Genomic DNA, 20,926 nt, shown 5'->3' with positions numbered 1-20,926 from the left:
CCTGCGGATCGTGATAGCCGAGGACGACCCGTTGCTGCGTGAGGGGCTGGCCCTGCTGCTGCGGGCCGAGGGCCTCGACGTGGTGGCCACCGCCGGTACCCCGGACGGGGTGCTGGACGCCATCGACGTACACAAGCCGGACGTCGCCATCCTCGACGTACGGATGCCGCCGACCCACACCGACGAGGGGATCGTCGCGGCGGTCGAGGCCCGGCGCCGACGGCCCGACCTGGCCGTCCTCGTGCTGTCCGCGTACGTCGAGCAGAGCTTCGCCACCGAGTTGCTCGGCGGCGGTGTCACCGGCCTCGGCTATCTGCTCAAGGAGCGGGTCGGGCGGGTGGAGGAGTTCCTGGACGCCCTGCACCGGGTGGCCGACGGCGGCACCGCCATCGACCCCGAGGTCGTCGCGCAGCTGTTCACCCGCTCCCGCCAGGACCCCCGGCTGGAACGGCTCAGCCCCCGCGAGCGTGACGTACTGGCCCTGATGGCCGAGGGGTTGGGCAACACGGCCATCGCCGAACGGCTCGTCGTCACCGACGGCGCGGTCCACAAGCACATCCGCAGCATCTTCGCCAAGCTCGACCTGTCCCCCGCCGACCAGGTGGACCGCCGGGTCGCCGCGGTTCTGCGGTATCTGGAGGATGTCCGTCGCTTGGGGTGAGGGGTGAGCGCCTCGGATGAGTACGTCGGTGAAGGCGGTCGCGGCCGAGTACGGTCTGACCGAGATCATCTGGAGCGTCGACTCGCAGGACTGGAACGGCGCCGGTACGGCGATGATGGCGGGATGCGCATCCGTATCGACGCAGTCGACCTGCCCGGCCGCACCTGCCGGGCCCCCACCTCCGCCCTCACCCCCGCGGACGCCAACACCGACGCCGACGCCGACGCCCCGGTGTACGGCAACGTCCACGTCGCCGTGCAACGCCGGGACCGTCCGGCCGAGCTCCTCGAACCACGGCCCGGCGACGCCGCGTCCGCGACCTGGACCCTGGAGTGCACCGCGGACTCCTCGCCGACGGGCACGGACGTCAAAGGCCCGTACGTGCAGGACCGGTTGGGCCGCCGGTTCGTCTACCTCTCGTGGGGCACGGTCGACGAAGCGGGCGTCTTCACCATGTTCCGCCGCGCCAAGCTCATGCTGGACGTCATCCCCGCCGACGTGCTCGCCGCCGCCGCCCGTGACGGCCTGCTGGTCGGACGCCTCGGCCTGACCGACCCCTCCGGCAACCCCGTCTGCGCACGGGTCGAACCCCCGCGGATCACCTGGACCGCCGAGACCGCCCGCTAGGAACGGCCGGCCAGGTCAGGAGCCGGACGGGGCCGCCCGTACCAGGCCGGTCTGGTAGGCGATGACGACCAGTTGGGCACGGTCGCGGGCACCCAGTTTCGTCATGGCCCGGTGGACGTGGGTGCGTACGGTCAGCGGGCTCAGCGTGAGGTCGTCGGCGATCTCGGTGTTGGAGAGGCCCTCCGCGGCCAGGGCCATGACCTCGCGTTCGCGGACCGTGAGCTCGGCCAGGCGTTCCGGGGGCGCCAGCTGGGTGCCGGGGGCGGGAGAGGTGAGGAAGCGGGTGATCAGGGTGCGGGTGGCGCCGGGTGACAGGAGTGCCTCGCCGGAGGCCACGGTGCGCAGGCCGGCCAGCAGGGTGTCGGCGGTGACGTCCTTGCCGAGGAAGCCGCTGGCACCGGCGCGCAGTGCCTGGGCGACGTAGTCCTCGGTCTCGAAGGTGGTGAGGATGAGGACGCGGGTGTCGACCAGTTCCGGGTCGGCGCAGATCGCGGAGGTGGCGGCGAGGCCGTCCATGCCCGGCATGCGGATGTCCATGAGGACGATGTCGGGGCGGTGGGCGTGGGCGAGCTCGACGGCCTCCTTGCCGTCGGACGCCTCGCCGACCACCTCCATGTCGTCGTTGGAGTCGATCAGGATCCGGAACGTGGCCCGCAGCAGGGCCTGGTCGTCGGCCAGCAGTACCCGAACGGTCATGGTGTGTCGCTTTCTCGGACGGCGGAGGGCTGAAGCGGCAGCGCGGTGGTGACCTCGAAGCCGCCCTCGGGGCGGGGGCCCGCGCACAGCTGGCCGCCGATGGAGTGGGCACGTTCGCGCATGCCCATGACGCCGAAGCCGGTGCCTCGCGGGGTCGCGGGGGCGACGGGGGGACCGTCGTTGCTGACGGTGATCTGCAGCCGGGAGTCGGCGTAGGCCAGCCGCACGTGTGCGCTCTCCGTCGCGGCGTGCTTGGTCACGTTGGTCAGCGCCTCCTGCACGATCCGGAACGCCGTCAGGTCCACGCCGGGGGACAGCGGCTGCGGCTCCCCGTCCGTGGTGACCGCGACGGTGAGCCCCGCGGACGCGCACGCCGAGACCAGCTCCGGCAGACGGGCGAGGCCGGGGGACGGCTCCAGGGGCACGGAGTCCTGGTCGTCGCTGTGCCGCAGCAGTCCGAGGGTGGCCTTCAGCTCGCGCAGCGCGGCGGACGTGGTTCCGGTCAGGTCCGTGAGGATCTCCTTGGTCTGGAGCGGATCGGCGAGCACGATGTGGGCGGCGGTGCCCGCCTGGGCGTTGGCCAGGGCCAGGTGGTGGGCGACGACGTCGTGCAGTTCGCGGGCGATGCGCATGCGTTCCTCGGTGACGCGCAGCCGGGCCTCCTCCTCACGGGTGCGCTCCGCGTGTTCGGCACGGGCCTGCACGGACCGCAGATAGGCGCGCCGCAGCTGGGTCATGCGGCCGAGGGCGAGGGGCAGCAGCAGCCAGAAGAAGGGGCCGATCGTCCTGAGCAGCAGGGAGACCTTGTCCATCGAGTCGGAGACGGCGGCCGCGACGATCAGCGCCACCATGGTGGCGATGCCGTAGTCACGGGTGGTCTTCCGATCGGTGAGGGTGGCCAGCCAGTAGAGCGCGGCCATGATGGGCCCCAGCAGCAGAGGGGTGAGCAGGTACCCGAGGCAGACCGCGACCACCGTGCAGGCCGCGGTCACGACAACGGAGGTGCGCGGGTGGGCGCGGTGCCTCAGCAGGGCGAGGCAGGACACGCCCATGAGGATGACCGCGGCCTTGTCCTGGTCGGGCGGTTCGGCGCCCGGCAGGGTGAGCGCGCTGCCGAGGGTCGCGCAGCCCATCAGGGCCAGGACCACGACCACGTGAAGGGCGTGGGGATGGCGGTCCGAGTACTGCTCGACGCGGTCCGTGTAGCGCTCCAGGCTGGTGCTCATCGTGCTCTCCGGTCGGTGGACTGGGCCCATCGTGGACGCTTCGGACGGGAACGGCCGACGGGGCCGCCCGTGTCCTTCGCCACGGGCGGCCCCTGGTGGGGGGTGGTCGGTCGGATCAGGTGCGCACGGTTTCCAGGTCTGCGGTTTCGGACGGCGTCGGGTGCGGGTCCGCCTCGGGTCGTCGGCTGAGCGCCTCGCCCTCCACGTCGACGCGGGGCAGCAGCCGGTCCAGCCAGCCCGGCAGCCACCAGGCCTTGTGGCCGAGCAGGGCGAGCACGGCGGGCACGATCGCCATCCGGACGACGAAGGCGTCGAAGAGAACGGCGCCGGCCAGCCCGAACCCGATCATCTTGATCATGGAGTCGCTCTCGCCGATGAACCCGGCGAAGACCGCGATCATGATCATCGCGGCGGCCGCGACGACCCGGGCGCTGTGCCGGAATCCGCTGGTGACGGCCTCGGCGGGCGAGTCGCCGTGGACGTACGCCTCCCGCATCCGGGAGACCAGGAACACCTCGTAGTCCATGGCCAGGCCGAACACGATGCCCACCAGGAAGATCGGCATCAGGCTCATGATCGGCCCGGTCTGCTCCACGCCGAGGAGTTCGGCGCCGTGGCCCTGCTGGAAGACCAGGACGACCACGCCGAGGGAGGCCAGCACCGACAGCAGGAAGCCGAGGGCTGCCTTCAGCGGGACGAGCAGGGACCGGAAGACCACCATCAGGAGCACGATCGCCAGACCGACCACGACGATCAGATACGGGACCAGCGCCGACTGGACCTTGTCGGAGATGTCGATGTTCAGCGCGGTGGTGCCGGTGACCTCGAAGGTCGCCCCGGTCTTCGACTCGACCCCGGGACGCTCGTCCCGGATCGTCGTCACCAGGTCCTTGGTCTTCTCGTCGGTCGGCGCGGTCGAGGGCACGACCGAGAAGACCGCCGTGTCACCGGCCTCGTTGAACCGCGACGGGGAGACGGACACGACACCCTCGGTGGCGCCGATCTCCTTCGCGACCGTGTCCGCGGCGCCCTTCGGGTCGGAGTCGCCCTTGGCGTCCACGACGACGGTCAGCGGACCGTTGAAGCCCGGCCCGAAGCCCTCGGCGAGCGCGTCGTAGGCCCGGCGTTCGGTGGTGGAGGTCGGCTTCGCCTCGTCGCCGGGCATGCCCAGCTGCAGGTCGGTCATCGGTATCGCGAGGGCCCCGAGGCCGACCACGCCGAGGAGCAGCACGGGCACCGGGCGGCGCAGCACGAACCGCGCCCAGCGGGTGCCCCCGTTGTCCCGGGGGCCCAGCTCGATCCGGCCGCTCTTGCGGGCCCGGCGGGCGAGCACCGCGTTCGGCCAGAAGCCGAGGAGCGCCGGGACCAGCGTCAGCGCGATCAGTACAGCGACGACGACCGCGCCGGCCGCGGCCAGGCCCATCTTGGTGAGCATCGGGATGCCGACGACCGCGAGCCCGGCGAGCGCGATGACGACGGTGAGCCCCGCGAAGACGACCGCGGATCCGGCCGTGCCGACCGCCAGGCCGGTCGCCTCCTGTGGGGTACGGCCCTTGGCGCGCTCCTCGCGATAGCGGGAGACCACGAACAGGGCGTAGTCGATGCCGACCGCGAGGCCCAGCATCATCGCCAGGGTGCCGGTGGTCGTGGACAGGCCGAGCGCACTGGACAGGGCCATGATCGTGGCCATGCTCACGCCGACACCGATGATGGCGGTCAGCAGCGGCAGTCCGGCCGCGGTGAGGGAACCGAAGGTGATCAGCAGCACGACCGCGGCTATCGCGACACCGATCAGCTCGGCCGCGCCGCCCGCCCCACCGGCGTCGGACATCGCGCTCCCGCCGGCGTCGACGGTCAGTCCGGAGTCCCGCGCCTCCTCCAGGGCCTTCTCCAGCCCGCTCTTGCTCGTGTCGGTGAGGTCGGTGGCGGCGACCTTGTAGGTGACGGTCGCGTACGCCGTCGTACCGTCCTTGCTGACCGCCTTCGCCTGGAAGGGGTCGACGGCGCCCGCGACCTGCGAACCGTCGCCCAGTTCGGCCACGGTCCGCTCGACGATCCGCTTGTTCTCGGCGGCGGTGACCTTCTCGCCGCTCGGCGCGACGAAGACGACCCGGGCGGTCGCGCCGTCGGCGGTGGCGCCGGGGAAGCGCTGTTCCATCAGGTCGAACGCCTTCTGGGACTCGATGCCCGGCATGGAGAACCCCTCGTCGGATGCTCCCGGCGCCTTGACGGCGCCCAGCCCGACGGCGGCCAGGACGGCCGCCCAGACCAGAGCGACGTACCAGCGCCGCCGGAAGGCCAGACGGCCCACTCGATAAAGGAAAGTAGCCACGGCAGGAGGTCTCCACATCTGGTGCCGAATGTGGGTCCAGGCTGTCCGGTGCGGGGCCGTCCTGTCGTCGTGCGGCTGCCGTCACTCCGCGCTACTCAGAACGCAGTACGGACCGGCCGCCGGGTCCGCCGCTGGTACGAGGGGGCGGGCTCTCGGGTCAGACCGAGGTATCGCCGGTATCGCCGGATCGGCGACACGGCCAACGCGGTAACTGCCGCCGGGTAGTGGAGAGATCCCGTAGAAGCATGGTCGTGAACTGTGTCCGCAGGCCGTTTCCCCTCCGATTGAGCTCGGGTTGGGCTGGACATTCCCGAACCCACCCTCACCGGTGGGTTCTTGGCCTGAAGGTCCCGGCCCGCGGCACGACCTGCGCCGACGAGACCCAGCCGCCGTCCTCCACGCCCACGGTGCCGGGCCCTTCCCGGGCCCGGCGCCTCCCGCATGCCGAAAGCGCTTCCCGGCGGCGTGCAACCTTCCGGGATACCAAGCCGTCTCCTCCAATAACATCTTTACTGGACGAAGCGACACCAAGACAGAACAAGCCAGACCAAGGGGGACAACATGCGACGAATTGGAGCAGCCGTTGCGGCGCTCGCCCTCGCGGGCGGCATGCTGGCGGCCGGAGCGGCCACAGCGGGCGCCTCGCCGTCGACCGCCGCACGCGCCTCGGCCTGCCCGACGGGCTGGGGCAGCGGCGTCAAGGGATCGGTCGACACCGGCGCCGTGCCGCTGAAGGACATCAGGACCGGACAGCACGACTGCTACGACCGTCTGGTGTTCGACGTCCCCGGCGGCGGCACCGTCGGCTACTACGTCCAGTACGTCGACCAGCTCCACCAGGTCGGTTCCGGTGAGTACATCCCGGTGGGCGGCGGCGCCGTACTCGAAGTCCGGGTCGCCGCGCCCAGCTACTCCCCGGACAGCGGCACGCCCACCTACCCGGCCCGGGCGGGCCTCCCGCTGCCCGGTGTGGACATCACCGGATACAGCACCTTCAAGGACACCCGGTTCGCCGGCAGCTTCGAGGGCGAGACCCAGATCGGCGTCGGCGTCCGCGCCCGGCTGCCGTTCCGGGTGACCCAACTGCCCGACCGACTGGTGGTCGACGTGGCCCACAGCTGGACGAGCGGCGCCTGACCTTCCGCTGCCCGAACTCACCGGCACCGTGAGCGTCTTCGTCCAGGCGCCCCAGGTGCCGGTGCTCTCGACAGACGCCTCCCCCGGTGCCGGAAGGGCGTCGTGGTTCTACGATGAAAAGTGGGCCGGCAGACAGGGAGCAGGCATGATCCGTTCAGCCGACATCCGCGAGTGGCGCAACCACGACGTGGTCGATCCCAAGGGCCGCAAGATCGGCATGCTCGAAGCGGTCTATGTGGACACGGCGACGGACCAACCCGCCATGGCCACGGTCCGCACCGGGCTGCCCACCCGCCAGCGACTGGCCTTCGTCCCGCTCGACGAGGCCGTCCTCGGGCCCGACTATGTGCGGGTCTCCCACCCCAAGACAGCGGTACGGAAGGCTCCTTCGATCGGGACGGACGACGTTCTGCCCGCCGAACGGGAGGAATCGATCTTCCGGCACTACGGCATGGCGTATCAGCCGGGCGTCAACGGGGAACGTCGCCTCGCCCGCCGCTGACCTCGCGACCGAGCGACCTCGCGACCGCTCGGCTATTCGGCCATTCGACCAAACCGTTCGACCAGGAGGTGTTCGGGATGTTGGTGGCCTTCCTGCTACTGGTCCTCGTGGCCGTCGCCCTGGGCATCATCGGTGCGGCGGCGGACGGTCTGGGTTATCTGCTGGCCATCGGAATCGTGCTGTTCATCGGCGCTGTGGCCTTCATCACGGTACGAGGGGCGCGGCGGGTCCGACGGCGGCCCGTGCGCTGACGCGGGCGGCGGCACATCGGCCCCCGGAAACCCGCTCATGGGCAGGTGGGAGGGGGTACGGCCACGACTGCCGGACGCGGACCGCAGCGACGCTGCGGTCCGGGCGGAGCAATATCTGTGGCCATGAAGTGAGAATTCGACGCCACGCGCGATGAGTATTCCCGGACCCGCGACCCGATCCCCTCCGGATCCGAATTACCGACCCGACACAGCCGATCACCACATGCTACTGTCGTTCCCAGTTGCAGTTGTGGTGGCCAGAAGGTTTTTTCCGACGGGCTGATCATCACGGCGACCGGAGTGCGCACACCGCGGACTCCGAACACCGTACCGAAGGAGATAAACATGGCTACCGGAACCGTGAAGTGGTTCAACTCTGAAAAGGGCTTCGGCTTCATCGAGCAGGACGGCGGCGGCGCCGACGTCTTCGCGCACTACTCGAACATTTCCGCCTCTGGCTTCCGCGAGCTGCTGGAAGGCCAGAAGGTGAGCTTCGACATCGCTCAGGGTCAGAAGGGCCCGACGGCCGAGAACATCGTTCCCGTCTGATTTGGCCTCTGACGCTTGATCGCAGCTGGGGCCCGCACCTTGGGGTGCGGGCCCCAGCTCGCTGCATTTCAGAAATACTCGGAGATTCTACGCGCATCTCCGCGAATCCCCAAAGGAATTCTGGGGATTCTCCACGCCGCATTCACCGCTCTGGGCGTTTGAAACGTCAGAGCCTCGGCTCGTTCTTGCGATTCCCTGCCGCTTATTCGCCGCGGGAATTCCTTGATACGTGCCATATCAAGGAAGGTTCCGCATGAACCGCGTACGAACGAACGACCGATACGCCCGCAAGCGCACCGGGGCGCCTTCGAGCGCCGGGAACTCCGGCTCCGGCTACGGCGGCGGCAGCCGCTCCGGCGGTCCGCGCCGCTCCAAGGGCCAGGGAAGCCGACCGGCAGCCCTCCAGGGTGAGTTCGCCCCGCCGAAGACGATCACGCCCGCCCTGCCCGCCGTCGAGGCATTCGCCGAACTCGACATGCCGGCCGGGCTGTTGACCGCGCTCGGCCACGAGGGTGTGAGCGTGCCGTTCCCGATCCAGGCGGCGACCCTCCCGAACTCCCTCGCCGGACGTGACGTCCTCGGCCGTGGCCGCACCGGTTCGGGCAAGACCCTCGCCTTCGGCCTCGCGATGCTCGCCCGTACGGCCGGCCGACGGGCCGAGCCGCGACAGCCGCTCGCCCTGGTCCTGGTCCCCACCCGCGAGCTGGCCCAGCAGGTCACCGACGCGCTCACTCCGTACGCCCGCGCCGTGAGCCTGCGACTGGCCACCGTGGTCGGCGGAATGTCGATCGGCAGGCAGGCCGGGGCCCTGCGGGGCGGGGCCGAGGTCGTCGTGGCGACGCCCGGGCGGCTGAAGGACCTCATCGACCGCGGCGACTGCCGACTGGACGACGTCACCATCACGGTCCTCGACGAGGCCGACCAGATGGCCGACATGGGCTTCATGCCGCAGGTCACCGCGCTTCTCGACCAGGTGCGCGAGGGGGGCCAGCGGATGCTGTTCTCGGCCACCCTCGACCGCAACGTGGACCTGCTGGTCCGCCGGTACCTGTCCGACCCGGTGGTGCACTCCGTCGACCCCTCCAAGGGCGCGGTCACCACGATGGACCACCACGTGCTCCATGTGCACGGCACGGACAAGCAGCGCACGACCACCGAGATCGCCGCGCGCGACGGCCGGGTGATCATGTTCCTGGACACCAAGCACGCGGTGGACAAGCTGACCAAGCACCTCCTGAGCAACGGTGTCCGCGCCGCGGGCCTGCACGGGGGCAAGTCCCAGCCGCAGCGCACCCGGACCCTGTCGCAGTTCAAGGACGGACATGTGAGCGTGCTGGTGGCGACCAACGTCGCCGCCCGCGGTATCCACGTCGACAACCTCGACCTGGTCGTCAACGTGGATCCGCCCACCGACCCCAAGGACTACCTGCACCGCGGCGGCCGTACCGCCCGGGCCGGCGAGTCCGGCACCGTCGTCACCCTGGTGACCCCCGAGCAGCGCCGCGACATGAGCCGGCTGATGCAGTCCGCGGGCGTCACCGCGCAGATCACCCAGGTCCGGTCGGGCGAGGAGGAGTTGACCCGCATCACGGGCGCCCAGGCCCCGTCCGGTGTCCCGGTCGTCATCTCGGTGCCGGCGCCGGCGACCGAACGTCCGCGCCGCAGCACGCGCTCCTCGTCCCGGGGCCGCCGACGCGCTCCGGGCAGCGGCGCCGGCGGCGAGGCCGGGCGTCGCGGCGGTACCACGAGCGAGGGCGGACGCCGCGGCGGCTCGACCGGCGAGACCGGGCGTCGCGGCGGCGCCACGGGCGAGGGCGGACGCCGTGCCGGTTCCACCGGCGAGGCCGGGCGTCGCGGTACGGAGTCGCGGCGACGGTCCACCTTCGACTCGGCCGCCTAGGACCTGCCGACCGGTCACGTCGCAGGAAACCACGGTGCCTGCGACGTGCCGGTGCGCGGGGTGTGGTGCATACAGCCGCAAGGTGGAGGAGGGAGTCGACGCGGAGCGTCGGCGACCGACTACCACGCGGCAGATGTGCGTGCCACACCCCGCGTCTGCGGCATGATCGGCCGGACAGGCCTTGAGCGCGGCACCCCGCCGTTCCCGCTCCCTCCCCCAACCCACCCTTCCGCCCCCTGTGAGGCATCATGCGCTGTGTCATCGCTCGGTACCCGTTCGAACTCACCAAGGACGGAGTGCTGGAATCGATGAAGGGCATCAAGCCCGAGCTCGTCGTCGGTGAGTCCGTGACCATCGGACGCCGCCGTTACCCCGTCAAGCAGGTGGGTCAGGTCCTCACCCGGCAGGACCGCCGCGACTTCACCAGCGGTGAGGTCGTGCGGGCCATGACCCGGCTCGGCTTCACCTGCCACGAGGACGTCGCGGCCGCGCCCGCCCCCGAGCCCGCGCTCAACCCGATCCAGGCGGCGTCGGCGATGCTCGGTGGCGTTCCCGCCGCCGAGGCCGGTAGCCAGGCCGTGTAGCCAGGCTGGGTAGCCGGCATCCGCACAGCCACCAGAGCCACGAGGGCCCTGCCGACGCGCGTCGGCAGGGCCCTCGTTCTCGTGCTCGTTCCGCCCGCTCAGGTCACTGGTCGGAGTAGCTGAAGTCGCCCACGGTCCAGGCGCTGACGTCCTCGATGGCGACCCGGTACATGCCGCCCGTCTCGGGGATGCCGGTGGTGCCCTGCAGGATCCTGGCGAGATGGAAGTGCAGGTGCGTGGGCGTCCCGCCGGGGTCGGGCCGGGGTTCCGTCCGGTCGGTGGTGAAGACGTCGGAGAACGGGCCTAGACGGTCCGAGTCCTTGAGGACCTCCGACACTCGCTCCCTCCACAAGGATTCGGGAGCCAGTCGTCCGGTGATGACGGCACCTGCGACGACGACGGTCAGCGACATCTGGTTGCTCTGGTCCCGCTCCACCATGGTGGAAAGGGCGACGAGCAGTTCGTCGGGGTTCGACATGAGAGCCGATTCTATGCCGGACCAGCCCCATCAACCCCGAACTCGATCAGAGAGCGAGCATTCCTGCGCCTCTGGCGAGCTGAAATCTATGCTGATCAACGTAGACATTGCTGATTTGCATGGGTATGGTTTTTGCGTTCAGTTTTCTCGGGGCCCTGGTGCCGTACGGCGTCAGGGCCCTTCCACGCGTTGCTCAACGAGGTGACATGCCAGCGGAAACTCCGCTCAGCGATCGTCTGGACGACGACGACTACCCCGCTTACACGATGGGCCGGGCCGCCGAGATGCTCGGTACCACCCCCGGTTTCCTCCGGGCCATCGGTGAGGCCCGTCTGATCACTCCGCTGCGTTCGGAGGGCGGACACCGCCGCTACTCGCGCTACCAGCTCCGGATCGCCGCGCGCGCCCGTGAACTGGTCGACAACGGCACCCCGATCGAGGCCGCCTGCCGCATCGTCATTCTCGAGGACCAGCTGGAGGAGGCCCAGCGCATCAACGCCGAGTACCGCCGGGCCGCGCGGGACGCGTCCGGCTCCGCCGGCGCCGGCTGACCCGACAGGCCGGCGGCCGCCCGCGTACACCGCGCTCAGGACCGCGCTCAGGACCGCGCCCGGGCCGCCTTCACGAACGCCGTGATCAGGGCGGGGTCCTTCACACCCCGGGTGTGCTCCACGCCGCTGGACACGTCGACGCCCCACGGACGCGTGGTGTCGACGGCGTCCCGGACGTTGTCCGGGCTGAGGCCGCCGGCCAGCAGCCACTTCTCCCCGGGGGCGGCCGACGGCCCGCCGGACCAGTCCCAGGCGAGGCCGGAGCCCGGGACGGGGGCGTCGAGCAGGAGCATGTCCTCGCCCAGCTCCCCGCAGCGCGGCACGGGGTCGCCGAACGCCGTCGCACGGATCAGGGTCCACCCGCCCGCCGCGAGGTCGTCGTAGTAGCCGCGGTCCTCCGGCCCGTGCAGCTGGACGGCGCGAATGCCCGCCTCCGTGGCCAGGGAGCGCACCTCGGACAGGGGCTCGGCCCGGAAGACGCCGACCGTCAGTACGTGCTCCGGTACCCGACGGCACAGCCGTGCGGCCGTGGCGGCGTCGACGCGGCGCGGGCTGTCCGAGAAGACGAACCCGATGGCGTCCGCGCCCGCCTCGACGGCCGTGTCGACGTCCCGCTCGGTCCTCAGGCCACAGATCTTGACGAACAGGGGGTCGCTCACGTGCTGCTCCATCGCGTTCGGCGTACATCCTCGGACCGAGGCAACGCTACTGGGCCCCCTGGTCGTCTCCCGGACCGGCCGGTCGGCCCACCGTGACGGCGGCGGCGGGCCTTCGGCGGGTGGCTACTCCAGGCCGATCGCGGCGCAGTCCGACGCGTACTTCGACGTGCAGATCTGCTTGGCGGTGTAGACGCCGTCCTGGATCACCGTGTCCTTGATGTTGTCCTTCGTGAGCGCCACGACCTTCACCAGCTGCGACGGGATGTCCTTCTGCGTCGGGCTGTCGACCGAGTCTGGGGTCAGCGCCTCGAACTCGATCGAGCGGCCCTGGACCTTGGCGACCGCCATCTCCGCGGCGTTGTCCGCCTCCAGCAGGAACGACTTGTACACGGTCATGAACTGCTCGCCGGAGACGATCCGCTGCACCGCGTCCAGATTCGCGTCCTGACCGGTCACCGGCGGGATCTTGGTCGCGCCGGCCTCCTTCATCGCGTCGATGACGGCGCCCGCCATGCCGTCGTTGGCCGAGTACACGGCGGCGATGTTGCTGAGCCCGATGGACTGGATCGCCTGCTTCATGTTGGCCTCGGCGACCTCGGGCAGCCACTCCCTGGTGTCGTACTGCTTGGCTATGACCACGCGGCCCTCGAGCTCGCTGAGCGCGCCCTGCTTGAAGCGGGCGGTGTTGGGGTCGGCGACCGAGCCGTTCATCATAACGACCTTGCTGGTCGCCGCCTTGTCACCGAGGGCACCGACGATCGCGCGGCCCTGTACCTCACCGACGAGCTCGTTGTCGTGCGAGACGTACGCGTCGATCGGGCCCTGCGCGAGCCTGTCGTACGCGATGACGGGGATGCCGGCGTCCTTGGCCTTCTGGACGGCCGGCGCGATGGCCTTCGAGTCCACCGCGTCCACCAGGATCACGTCCGCCTTGTCGGCGACCATCGTGGCCATCTGCCCGCTCTGCTTGGACTGGCTCGCCCCGGCGTTGGCGTAGAGGACCTTGCCCTTGTTGTTGGTCAGGGCGGCGACCCGCTTCTTGATGAGGGGGTAGTCGAACTTCTCGAAGCGTGCCGTCTCCTTGTCGGGCAGGAGGAGTCCCACAGTGATGTCGTTGCCCTTCTTCGGGACCGCGGAGCTGCTGCTCCCGCCGATGCCGTCGATCACACCGCATGCGGCGAGTACAAGTGCCGATGTGGAGGCGGTCATGGCGACGGCGATCCGACGGACCGCGGGACTACGGGTGGGGGAATCGTTCACAGCAGGTGCCTTCCGAGGGCGAACAACCTGGCGACCAGGGTGGCTGAAAGCCAACGCGGTTGTGGTACATACCGTCAAGTGTTCCGGTTAACGAGATCGCAACAGCAACTACTGACGAGTTTCACAACCAGGCGTTCACGTGCGGGTTTGGTGTTTGGACACCCATCAGCGCACTGCGGCGGATCCAGGCGGACGCCGGGAAGCAGCCGGACGTACGGAAGTTGAAGCCCGTGCGAACCGGGGCGCGGCACGTGGCGGGTCGGGCGGAGTCCCGCGCCGCTATCCCTCCGCCGTCTCCAGCACGGCCCTCAACTGCGCCCTGCGGCGGATGCCGAGTTTGCGGTAGGTGCTGGTCAGGTGGGTCTCCACGGTGCGTCGGGCGACGTGCAGGAGATCCGCTATCTCGGTGTTCGTACGGCCGCCCGCGGCGAGTTCCGCGATACGGCGCTCGCTGCCGGTGAGCGATCCGGAGCCGGTGAACGCGGCGGCGGAGCGACGGGCACCGCCCGCCCGCAGGGCCTCCTCGACGCGGGCCCGCAGCCGTGGCGCGCCGAGTCGTTCGGCACGCTCGGCCGCCTCGCGCAGACAGTCACGGCCCCGCGCCCGGTCCCCGGCGGCGGTCAACAGCCGTCCCTGCGCGAGCAGCGCGGAGACCAGTTCGTGCTCGGCGGGTGCGGGACGCAGCAGGACGACGGCCTCCTCGGCCAGCTCCAGACCGCGTCGCCCACCGGTCGCGAGTCCCAGCACCCGCAGGGCCCGCCCCATAGTGCGCGGGGTGTTCCACACCCGGGCCAGCCGCAGTTCCTCCTCCGCCAGCACCAGCGCCTCCCGGGCCAGGCCCATCGCGAGCCGGCACTCCGCGGCGGCTGTCCGCCAGGGCGTGACGACAGGACTGACCACGGCCCGGGCCGCCTGGCGCCGGCCGCACTCCAGGAAGTCGTGCAGGGCGCCCGTGACGTCACCCTCGGCGCGACGCAGCACGCCGCGCGCGTACAGGAAGCGGTTCATCTCCCAGGAGTCCGGCGCCCGGCCCGGATCGAAGCGGTCCGCGAGCCGCCGTGCCGCGTCGGCGCGCCCGGTTTCCACGAGCGCGACCACGGCGTGCGCGTCGGCGTTGGTCGGGCCCGTACGGTGCTCCGGCAGGGTCCGCTCGGAGTGCGCGGCGAGGACCTGGCCGTACTGCCCGCGGGCGGCGGCGATGTCGGCGCGTACGTCCAGCAGGGCCCACTCCATCGGGTGCAGCAGCGGGGTGTGCCGCACGGCCAGGCCGCGCTCCACCAGCCGTTCGGCGTGGTCGAGTTCGTCGGCCCACTGGGCGACGGCGGCTGCCGTGCCCATCAGGAAGGGCTCGGCCAGTGCTTCGGCGGGGCGCTCCAGCAGCGTTCCCAGCCGGGCCATCGCGTCCTGGGCCGAGAGGGCGCCGGCGGTGGCCGCGTACCGCACGAGCAGGGCCCGGCCGGAGGGGCCGGCCGCCTCCGGGGAACGTTCGGCGACGTCGATCAGCGCCCGGTAGGCCTCCTGGCGGACCGTGTGGTCGTGGTCGGACAGCAGCGCGGACGCCGTCTGCACGGTGTGGGCCAGGTCGGGGTGGCCGGTCAGCCGGTCCTCAAGAGTGCGCAGCACGTCCACGGCCGTTCGCACCTCGCCCCGGCGGGCCAGCGCGGTGCCGAGGGCTATCGCCGTGCGGACCCGGTCGTCGGGGCGGGCCGGCAGCTGGAGCGCCTCGGCGAAGCGGGGGATGCCGGGGGCATCGGTGGCGGCGTACTCGAGGGAGCCCAGCTCGGTCAGCAGCCGCTGCCTGAGGCCGTCGTCCAGCGGCTCCTCCAGGGCCCGGCGCAGATAGCCGACGGCGTCTTCGGGGCGGGACTCGCGCAGGGCCACCCGCGCCGCGTCCCGCAGCACGCGCGCCACCCAGGGCATGCCGACGGCGCGGGTCCGCAGTAACGTCCGGGCCACCGCCTCGGCACGGTCACCGCGCCGCACCATCGCCTCCGCCGCCGCCAGATACACCTCCTGCCGCCGCCCGACCGGCCACCCGGCCAGCACCGCGTCCCGCAGCAACGGATGCGCGTAGCGCGGGCGCCCGCCGACATCGGTCCGCAGCACCCCCAGCCACACCATCGCGGTGAGCCACCCCCCGACCCGAGCGGGATCGGCGCCCACGGTCTCGGCGAGGAGATCGACGAAGTCGGGCGCGGGGCCTGTCGGTTCGGGGGCGGGATCGACTGATTGGGGTGCGGGGGCCGGGGATTCGGCCGCGTGACCCGTCGACTCGGGTGCGGGGGCCTGGGGTTCGGCCGCGTGACCCGTCGGCTCAGGCGCGGGGGCCGGGGGTTCGGCCGCATAATCCGCCGACTCAGGCGCGGGGGCCGGGAGTTCGACCGTGGGTTGTGGCGATTCCGGCGCCGGGCCCACCTGGGGAGCCGGGGAACCAGGTGTCGGGCCTGCGGACCCTGGTGCCCCGCGCGCGGATCCCCGTACCGTACGCGCCGGGAAACCGGCCTCGCCGAACGCCGCCCCGTCCGCCAGGAGACCGGCCGCACCAGGCGCCCCTTCCCCCGGCACCCCCACCGAGGCGGCCACGCCCGCCACGTCGACCGCGTCAATCACGCCGATCGGACGCCCCATCACACCGCCCGCCGAAGCGCCCGGTGTCTCCTCGCCCCCGTCCACAGGCCATGTCTGTTCGAGGGCGGCGAGGGCTCGGGCGACCTCCGTTGTCGCCGGGCCGGTGCTGTCCAGCCACCACTGGACGGCTGCCGGGTACGCGCCCGGGTAGAGGGCGGCGCAGGTGTCCGGCAGGGTCGGGGGGAGGGTCTGAGGCGGCATGGCGACCAGGTCGTCCAGCAGGGCCCGCAGCAGGAGCGGGCTGCCCGCACCGGCGCGTACACAGTCCGCCGTCCACCGCGGCGAGGCCGAGGGCAAGGCGGCGCGGACGAGTTCGGCCGCCGCGGTGTGGGTGAGCGGGGCGAGGGTGTGCGAGCGGACGAGGGAGGGGGACAACGCGTGGGCGAGGCCGGCCGACGGCGGGTCGATGTCGTACTGGCTGCGCTCGGTGGCCACGAGCAGTACCGGTAATCGGTCGATACGGCGGGCCACCTCGACGAGCCAGCGACGCGAGGCGGCGTCGGCGAGATGGACGTCGTCGACGGCCATCAGCAGCGGGGCCTCGTCGGCGTACGAACGCAGCAGCCGCCACAGCCGGGCCGCGCTGACACGCTCGTCGTCGCCCGCCGTCAGGTCCGCGAACTCCGGTATGGAGCCCAGCAGTTGGAGCACCGCGGAGAAGGGCGCGGTGGAGTCCTCGGGGGAGCAGCGCCCCCGCAGTACGCGCATCCCGCGGGCCGCGGCGGCCTCCGAGGCGGCCTCCAGGACGGCCGTGCGGCCGGTGCCCGTGGCGCCGCGCAGCAGGACGAGGCCGCCGTTCCCGGCCCGGGCCCGTTCGGCCTGGGCCGCCAACAGCGCGTGCGCGTCCTCGCGTTCGTGCAGCGGTACGGTCATCCCTGGCTCCCCTGGTGGATGCGTCGTCCTTGGTGACCAGGACGCGGAGGCACCGGATCCGGTGCTGTGACGTGCGCCACGGATCGGGCCCGTCCCAGGCGCCGTGCCCTGCCCGGCGGGCGGACGCGCTCCCTCCAGTTGCTGTGGCGAGACTCACGGCGGTGTCCGCGGAGAGCCCACCGGCCCGCCCACCCTTCCAAACACCCACGCTGACCTGCGACGATGCCCACGCACGGCGCCACTCGTGGTGTTCGCGCCGCTGGTCTCGTGGTCCGCCTCGTGGTGCTCCACGATTGCGCATGCCACAGCAGTCCCAGAAGTGTGGAGCACGCCCACCCGCCACCGGTCCGCACCGGACGGCGGGATCGCGAACTTGGGGGAACCGGTTGCTCAGCTCACCCCGGACCACACACGGCGGCGCCATGGACACCGGCGCCGTCGGCCCCGGGCGCCGCATACCCGTGGCGGTGGCGGCTTCCGACCCGCTGTCCCGCGAGGGTGCCGTCAGCCAGCTGCGCCGGCACCCGGAGATCGAACTCCGCGAGGAGACCGGCCCCGACACCGTGGCGCTGCTGATCGAGGACACCCTTGACGAAGTGGCGCTCACCCGGCTGCGCCGGACCGTGCGCAGCGAGGGGGCCCGTGCCGTGCTCGTCGTGGGCACGATCCGCGAGAACGAACTGCTGGATGTCATCGAGTGCGGAGTCGGGGCGATCGTCTGGCGCCGCGAGGCCACCCCGCACCGGCTGGTCCAGGCGGTCCTCGCCGCCGCCCGCGGGGACGGCGACCTGCCCTCCGACCTGCTCGGCAGACTCATCAGCCAGGTGGGAACACTGCACCGGGGCGCGGCGGGCAGACCCGGCACACCGTCCCTGGGCCTCGCACCCCGCGAGGTGGACGTCCTGCGACTGGTCGCCGAGGGCCTCGACACCGGAGAGATCGCCAGCAAGCTGTCCTACTCCGAACGCACCGTCAAGAACGTCATGCACGGGCTCACCACCCGACTGCATCTGCGTAACCGGGCACACGCCGTGGCCTATGCCCTGCGCGAAGGCTACCTCTGACCGGACGGGCAGACTCCGCCGCCCCGGCGGGCAGTACGGCTGCCCGGCCGCCGACCCCAGGGTGCCTGCGGCCCGGACACCGCAGGAGGGACGATCGGTGACGGACGATCAGTGACGCACGATCGGTGACGCACGATCAGTGACGGACGACATCGAGCGGGTCCGACAGCACGGCAGGGCAGGAGCGAGACAGTGATCCACGAGGTGGACGAGGTCCTCAAGAGCCTGCTCGGCGGCGGTGCGCTCACGGGTTCCGGCATCGAGGTCTCCTTCGAGGCCCCGACCCGGGACTGGGCGGCCCGGCGCAACGCGCCCGTCGTCAACGCCTACTTGTACGACATCCGGGAGGACGTGGCCCGGCGTCAGCGCGGCCAGATGGCCGTGCGCGACGAGCGGGACGTGGTGGTACGGCGGCGCCAGCCGCCGCGCTGGTTCCGGCTGTCGTATCTGGTGACCGCCTGGACCAAGACGCCGCAGGACGAACACCGGCTGCTGTCGGCGGTGCTGGCCACGATGCTGCCGCGCGAGCTGCTGGCCGCCGATGAACTCCCCGGATCCCTAGGCGCGTTGGGCCTCGCGGTGCCGGTGACGGTGGCCGGCAGCCAGACCGAGTCCCGTTCCCTCGCCGAGATCTGGTCCGCCCTGGGTGGCGAACTCAAGCCCTCCCTGGACCTGGTGGTGACCGCGCCCTTCCCGTCGTTCCCCGAGTACGACGCCGGGCCGCCGGTCACCGAGGGCGCGGCGGTACGGGTCCGCGGCCTGGACGGAGACCCGCCCGAGTCCGCCGAACGCGCCCACCGTCCCCACCAGGTGGCAGCGGCCCGAGCCGCCCGCGCCGAGGCCGCCGCCCGCCGACCGGGCCCCCGATGACCACCGGGGACGGGGTGGTCACCGACCCCGCCCACTCACTGCTCGTACGCCTCGCCGTGCTGCGGGAGCGGGTCGGCGCGCTGGTGGACCAGCGGACCGTCGACGACCCCACCGCCGGTGATCCGCTGCGCGGCCTGTACCTGTCCGAGGAAGCAGTACGGCATCTGCTGCACACTGTCCCGGCCGCCCTCGCCCCCGGCCCCGACTCCGCCGACTCCGCCGAGGACGCGACGGTCGTACCCGGGCCCGGTGACCGTCTGGCCGCGCTGGCCGCCCGGACGGATCTGACCGAGCTGGACACCGCCATCCTGCTGGTGGCCCTGGCCCCGGACATCGACCGCGCCTTCGAACCGCTCTACGGCTACCTCAACGACGACGTCAGCCGGCGCCGCGCCACCACCGGACTCGCCCTAGACCTGTGCGCGACGCCCGTACACCTGGCGGCGGCCCGCGCCCGCTTCCACCGCTCGGCGCCCCTGCGCGCGCTCGGCCTGCTGGACGTCGAGGAGCCTGAACGCCCCTTCCTGTCCCGCTCCTTGCGCGTGCCCGACCGGCTGATCGCCCATCTGCTCGGCGACGACACCCCGGACCCGGCACTGCTCCCCCACCTGAGCCCGATGGCCGAACCCCTGTCCGTCGACGACGACTTCGTGCACCGGCTGGCCGCCCGCCTGCGCGTCGGTCCGCTCACCGCCTACCTTCGCGAACACCGCGAGGGCGACGGACTCGCCGCGATCGGCTGCGCCCTGCGCGCCGCCGGTCTCGACGCCCTGCACTTCTCGGGTCCCGAGGACCGTGTCCCCGACCTGCTGCGCGAGGCACGGCTCGGCGGCGGCGCCGTCGTACTGTCCGGTCTGCCGGACAAACCGGGTCCGCTGGTGCGGGCGTTGTCGGCGGCGACGGACGTCACCGTGCTGCTGAGCGACCCGCACCCCTACGACCCGCAGTGGAGCGTGTGCGACCCGCTGGTGCTGGAGGCGCCCCGGCGCGGTGCCGGCGGTACGGCCGTCTGGTCGGCGGCGCTCGGGCCGGACGCCCCCGGATTCGACCTGGCCGCCACCGTGGCCCCGTACCGCCTCGGCGGCAACCAGGTGGCCCGGGCCGCGCGGTCCGCCCTTACCCTCGCCGCCTTCGAGGGCACCCCCCTCACCGCGGCCCACGTACGGTTGGCCGCCCGTCAGCAGTCGGCGTCCGGTCTTGAGCGGCACGCCCGCCGGATCCGGCCCGAGGTCGGCTGGCAGGACCTGGTGCTGCCCGACCGGCCCCTGACCCAGCTGCGTGAACTCGCCCTGCGCGCCCGCCACCGCGACCGTGTCCTCGGCGAGTGGCGGCTGAGCGCGGGCGGCGGCCGGGGCCGGGGCGTGCTCGGGTTGTTCGCGGGCGAGTCCGGCACCGGCAAGACCCTGTCGGCCGAGGTCGTCGCCGCCGAACTCGGGCTCGACCTCTACGTGGTGCAGTTGTCCTCCGTCGTCGACAAGTACGTAGGCGAGACCGAGAAGAACCTGGAACGCATCTTCACCGAGGCCGACCGCACCGACGCCGTGCTCCTCTTCGACGAGGCCGACGCCGTCTTCGGCAAGCGGTCGGAGGTGAAGGACGCGCACGACAAGTACGCCAACATGGAGAGCGCCTACCTGCTCCAGCGCCTGGAGTCCTTCGACGGCATCGCGCTGCTCACCACCAACCTGCGCGCCAACATCGACGAGGCGTTCACCCGCCGTCTGGACCTGGTGGTCGACTTCCCGTTCCCGGACCCCGAACAGCGCCTGGCCCTGTGGCGGCACGGACTCTCGCACGTCCCGTGTACCGCCGGCATCGACCCGGCCCCGCTGGCCAAGGACTTCGAACTGGCCGGCGGCTCGATCCGCAGCGCGGTCGTCACCGCCGCCTATCTCGCCGCCGGCCGGGACTCGCCGGTCGGCGCGGACGACCTGCTGGAGGGGGCCCGCCGCGAGTACCGCAAGGCGGGCCGGCTGGTGCCCGGCGAGGCCAACTGGTAGCTGCGGTACCGGACTCAGGGGTGCGGGTCGACCAGGCCCCCGGCGGTGCTCAGCACACCGCCGGGCCGAGCACCGTCA

19 protein-coding genes and 1 pseudogene are annotated in these 20,926 nt (G+C 71.8%); 13 read left to right on the top strand and 7 right to left on the bottom strand.

All coding sequences use genetic code 11. The annotated features are described in order from the left end of the window. Position 1: 1 nt before the first annotated feature. The 3 genes and pseudogenes from AB0H86_RS05115 (at position 2) to AB0H86_RS05105 (ending at position 1,288) form a co-directional block, all read left to right on the top strand. Positions 2–661: a response regulator transcription factor gene (locus AB0H86_RS05115; protein WP_356775978.1), complete on the top strand. Its 660-nt coding sequence runs from the start codon at positions 2–4 to the stop codon at positions 659–661. A gap of 19 nt (positions 662–680) precedes the next feature. Then, positions 681–770, top strand: a pseudogene (locus AB0H86_RS05110) (polysaccharide deacetylase family protein); the annotation flags it as partial. A gap of 14 nt (positions 771–784) precedes the next feature. Further along, positions 785–1,288 carry a DUF5990 family protein gene (locus AB0H86_RS05105; protein ID WP_362433086.1) on the top strand — a complete coding sequence of 168 codons (504 nt, stop codon included), beginning with the start codon at positions 785–787 and terminating at the stop codon, positions 1,286–1,288. Between the two features lie 15 nt (positions 1,289–1,303). Here AB0H86_RS05105 and AB0H86_RS05100 read toward each other — a convergent pair whose 3' ends face one another. The 3 genes from AB0H86_RS05100 to AB0H86_RS05090 form a co-directional block, all read right to left on the bottom strand. Continuing rightward, positions 1,304–1,984: a response regulator transcription factor gene (locus tag AB0H86_RS05100; RefSeq protein WP_362433084.1), complete on the bottom strand. Its 681-nt coding sequence runs from the start codon at positions 1,982–1,984 to the stop codon at positions 1,304–1,306. Beyond that, positions 1,981–3,210 carry a sensor histidine kinase gene (locus tag AB0H86_RS05095; protein ID WP_362433082.1) on the bottom strand — a complete coding sequence of 410 codons (1,230 nt, stop codon included), beginning with the start codon at positions 3,208–3,210 and terminating at the stop codon, positions 1,981–1,983. The genes AB0H86_RS05100 and AB0H86_RS05095 overlap by 4 nt, the downstream gene beginning before the upstream one ends. A gap of 115 nt (positions 3,211–3,325) precedes the next feature. Continuing rightward, entirely contained in the window at positions 3,326–5,542 is a 2,217-nt protein-coding gene (locus tag AB0H86_RS05090) for an MMPL family transporter (protein WP_362433080.1), read from the bottom strand. Positions 5,543–6,103: 561 nt separating this feature from the next. Between AB0H86_RS05090 and AB0H86_RS05085 the strand changes: the two genes are divergently transcribed. From AB0H86_RS05085 to AB0H86_RS05060, 6 genes are all read left to right on the top strand, one after another. Continuing rightward, a complete protein-coding gene (locus AB0H86_RS05085) occupies positions 6,104–6,679 on the top strand; it encodes a hypothetical protein (protein ID WP_362433078.1) in 576 nt (191 codons plus the stop codon). A 145-nt stretch (positions 6,680–6,824) separates the two neighbouring features. Beyond that, positions 6,825–7,181 (top strand): PRC-barrel domain-containing protein, encoded by a 357-nt coding sequence (locus tag AB0H86_RS05080; RefSeq protein WP_362433076.1) that lies wholly within the window; start codon positions 6,825–6,827, stop codon positions 7,179–7,181. A gap of 77 nt (positions 7,182–7,258) precedes the next feature. Beyond that, a complete protein-coding gene (locus AB0H86_RS05075; RefSeq protein WP_362433073.1) occupies positions 7,259–7,432 on the top strand; it encodes a hypothetical protein in 174 nt (57 codons plus the stop codon). Between the two features lie 345 nt (positions 7,433–7,777). Further along, on the top strand, positions 7,778–7,981 hold the full coding sequence (locus AB0H86_RS05070; RefSeq protein WP_362433071.1) for a cold-shock protein: 204 nt from the start codon (positions 7,778–7,780) through the stop codon (positions 7,979–7,981). A gap of 253 nt (positions 7,982–8,234) precedes the next feature. Next, a complete protein-coding gene (locus AB0H86_RS05065) occupies positions 8,235–9,881 on the top strand; it encodes a DEAD/DEAH box helicase (protein ID WP_362433069.1) in 1,647 nt (548 codons plus the stop codon). A gap of 248 nt (positions 9,882–10,129) precedes the next feature. Then, on the top strand, positions 10,130–10,465 hold the full coding sequence (locus tag AB0H86_RS05060; RefSeq protein ID WP_362433067.1) for an SCO5918 family protein: 336 nt from the start codon (positions 10,130–10,132) through the stop codon (positions 10,463–10,465). A gap of 103 nt (positions 10,466–10,568) precedes the next feature. Here the strand turns inward: AB0H86_RS05060 and AB0H86_RS05055 are convergent, their stop codons facing one another. Further along, complete coding sequence (locus tag AB0H86_RS05055) at positions 10,569–10,943, bottom strand: hypothetical protein (protein WP_362433064.1); 375 nt, start codon at positions 10,941–10,943, stop codon at positions 10,569–10,571. A 206-nt stretch (positions 10,944–11,149) separates the two neighbouring features. Between AB0H86_RS05055 and AB0H86_RS05050 the strand changes: the two genes are divergently transcribed. Further along, a complete protein-coding gene (locus tag AB0H86_RS05050; RefSeq protein WP_362433062.1) occupies positions 11,150–11,494 on the top strand; it encodes a MerR family transcriptional regulator in 345 nt (114 codons plus the stop codon). A 47-nt stretch (positions 11,495–11,541) separates the two neighbouring features. On the opposite strand, the gene AB0H86_RS05045 is transcribed toward AB0H86_RS05050, so the two are convergent. From AB0H86_RS05045 to AB0H86_RS05035, 3 genes are all read right to left on the bottom strand, one after another. Beyond that, positions 11,542–12,153, bottom strand: coding sequence for a phosphoribosylanthranilate isomerase (locus AB0H86_RS05045; protein WP_362433060.1), 612 nt, complete (start codon positions 12,151–12,153; stop codon positions 11,542–11,544). A 123-nt stretch (positions 12,154–12,276) separates the two neighbouring features. Further along, a complete protein-coding gene (locus AB0H86_RS05040) occupies positions 12,277–13,362 on the bottom strand; it encodes a substrate-binding domain-containing protein (RefSeq protein WP_362433057.1) in 1,086 nt (361 codons plus the stop codon). Between the two features lie 330 nt (positions 13,363–13,692). After that, positions 13,693–16,914, bottom strand: coding sequence for an AAA family ATPase (locus AB0H86_RS05035; RefSeq protein ID WP_362433055.1), 3,222 nt, complete (start codon positions 16,912–16,914; stop codon positions 13,693–13,695). 422 nt (positions 16,915–17,336) lie between these two features. Between AB0H86_RS05035 and AB0H86_RS05030 the strand changes: the two genes are divergently transcribed. From AB0H86_RS05030 to AB0H86_RS05020, 3 genes are all read left to right on the top strand, one after another. Then, a complete protein-coding gene (locus AB0H86_RS05030; RefSeq protein WP_362433053.1) occupies positions 17,337–17,978 on the top strand; it encodes a response regulator transcription factor in 642 nt (213 codons plus the stop codon). Between the two features lie 192 nt (positions 17,979–18,170). Further along, positions 18,171–18,848: a DUF4255 domain-containing protein gene (locus tag AB0H86_RS05025; RefSeq protein ID WP_362433051.1), complete on the top strand. Its 678-nt coding sequence runs from the start codon at positions 18,171–18,173 to the stop codon at positions 18,846–18,848. Then, a complete protein-coding gene (locus tag AB0H86_RS05020; protein WP_362433049.1) occupies positions 18,845–20,848 on the top strand; it encodes an ATP-binding protein in 2,004 nt (667 codons plus the stop codon). Before AB0H86_RS05025 ends, AB0H86_RS05020 begins: the two co-directional genes overlap by 4 nt. Positions 20,849–20,926: the final 78 nt, after the last annotated feature.

Origin of the sequence: Streptomyces sp. NPDC050997 (genome assembly GCF_040660135.1) — a bacterium.
Taxonomy (GTDB): domain Bacteria; phylum Actinomycetota; class Actinomycetes; order Streptomycetales; family Streptomycetaceae; genus Streptomyces.
Note: the sequence above shows the minus strand (reverse complement) of the source record. Positions and strands in the feature narration are given on the sequence as shown.

What these genes read in the sequence shown, in the direction of transcription:
- AB0H86_RS05050 (WP_362433062.1), top strand. Translation starts at nt 11,150, where the DNA reads ATGCCAGCGGAAACTCCGCTCAGCGATCGTCTGGACGACGACGACTAC.
- AB0H86_RS05065 (WP_362433069.1), top strand. Translation starts at nt 8,235, where the DNA reads ATGAACCGCGTACGAACGAACGACCGATACGCCCGCAAGCGCACCGGG.
- AB0H86_RS05080 (WP_362433076.1), top strand. Translation starts at nt 6,825, where the DNA reads ATGATCCGTTCAGCCGACATCCGCGAGTGGCGCAACCACGACGTGGTC.
- AB0H86_RS05035 (WP_362433055.1), bottom strand. Translation starts at nt 16,914, where the DNA reads ATGACCGTACCGCTGCACGAACGCGAGGACGCGCACGCGCTGTTGGCG.
- AB0H86_RS05085 (WP_362433078.1), top strand. Translation starts at nt 6,104, where the DNA reads ATGCGACGAATTGGAGCAGCCGTTGCGGCGCTCGCCCTCGCGGGCGGC.
- AB0H86_RS05030 (WP_362433053.1), top strand. Translation starts at nt 17,337, where the DNA reads ATGGACACCGGCGCCGTCGGCCCCGGGCGCCGCATACCCGTGGCGGTG.
- AB0H86_RS05100 (WP_362433084.1), bottom strand. Translation starts at nt 1,984, where the DNA reads ATGACCGTTCGGGTACTGCTGGCCGACGACCAGGCCCTGCTGCGGGCC.
- AB0H86_RS05040 (WP_362433057.1), bottom strand. Translation starts at nt 13,362, where the DNA reads ATGACCGCCTCCACATCGGCACTTGTACTCGCCGCATGCGGTGTGATC.
- AB0H86_RS05070 (WP_362433071.1), top strand. Translation starts at nt 7,778, where the DNA reads ATGGCTACCGGAACCGTGAAGTGGTTCAACTCTGAAAAGGGCTTCGGC.
- AB0H86_RS05105 (WP_362433086.1), top strand. Translation starts at nt 785, where the DNA reads ATGCGCATCCGTATCGACGCAGTCGACCTGCCCGGCCGCACCTGCCGG.
- AB0H86_RS05055 (WP_362433064.1), bottom strand. Translation starts at nt 10,943, where the DNA reads ATGTCGAACCCCGACGAACTGCTCGTCGCCCTTTCCACCATGGTGGAG.
- AB0H86_RS05060 (WP_362433067.1), top strand. Translation starts at nt 10,130, where the DNA reads ATGCGCTGTGTCATCGCTCGGTACCCGTTCGAACTCACCAAGGACGGA.
- AB0H86_RS05095 (WP_362433082.1), bottom strand. Translation starts at nt 3,210, where the DNA reads ATGAGCACCAGCCTGGAGCGCTACACGGACCGCGTCGAGCAGTACTCG.
- AB0H86_RS05020 (WP_362433049.1), top strand. Translation starts at nt 18,845, where the DNA reads ATGACCACCGGGGACGGGGTGGTCACCGACCCCGCCCACTCACTGCTC.
- AB0H86_RS05075 (WP_362433073.1), top strand. Translation starts at nt 7,259, where the DNA reads ATGTTGGTGGCCTTCCTGCTACTGGTCCTCGTGGCCGTCGCCCTGGGC.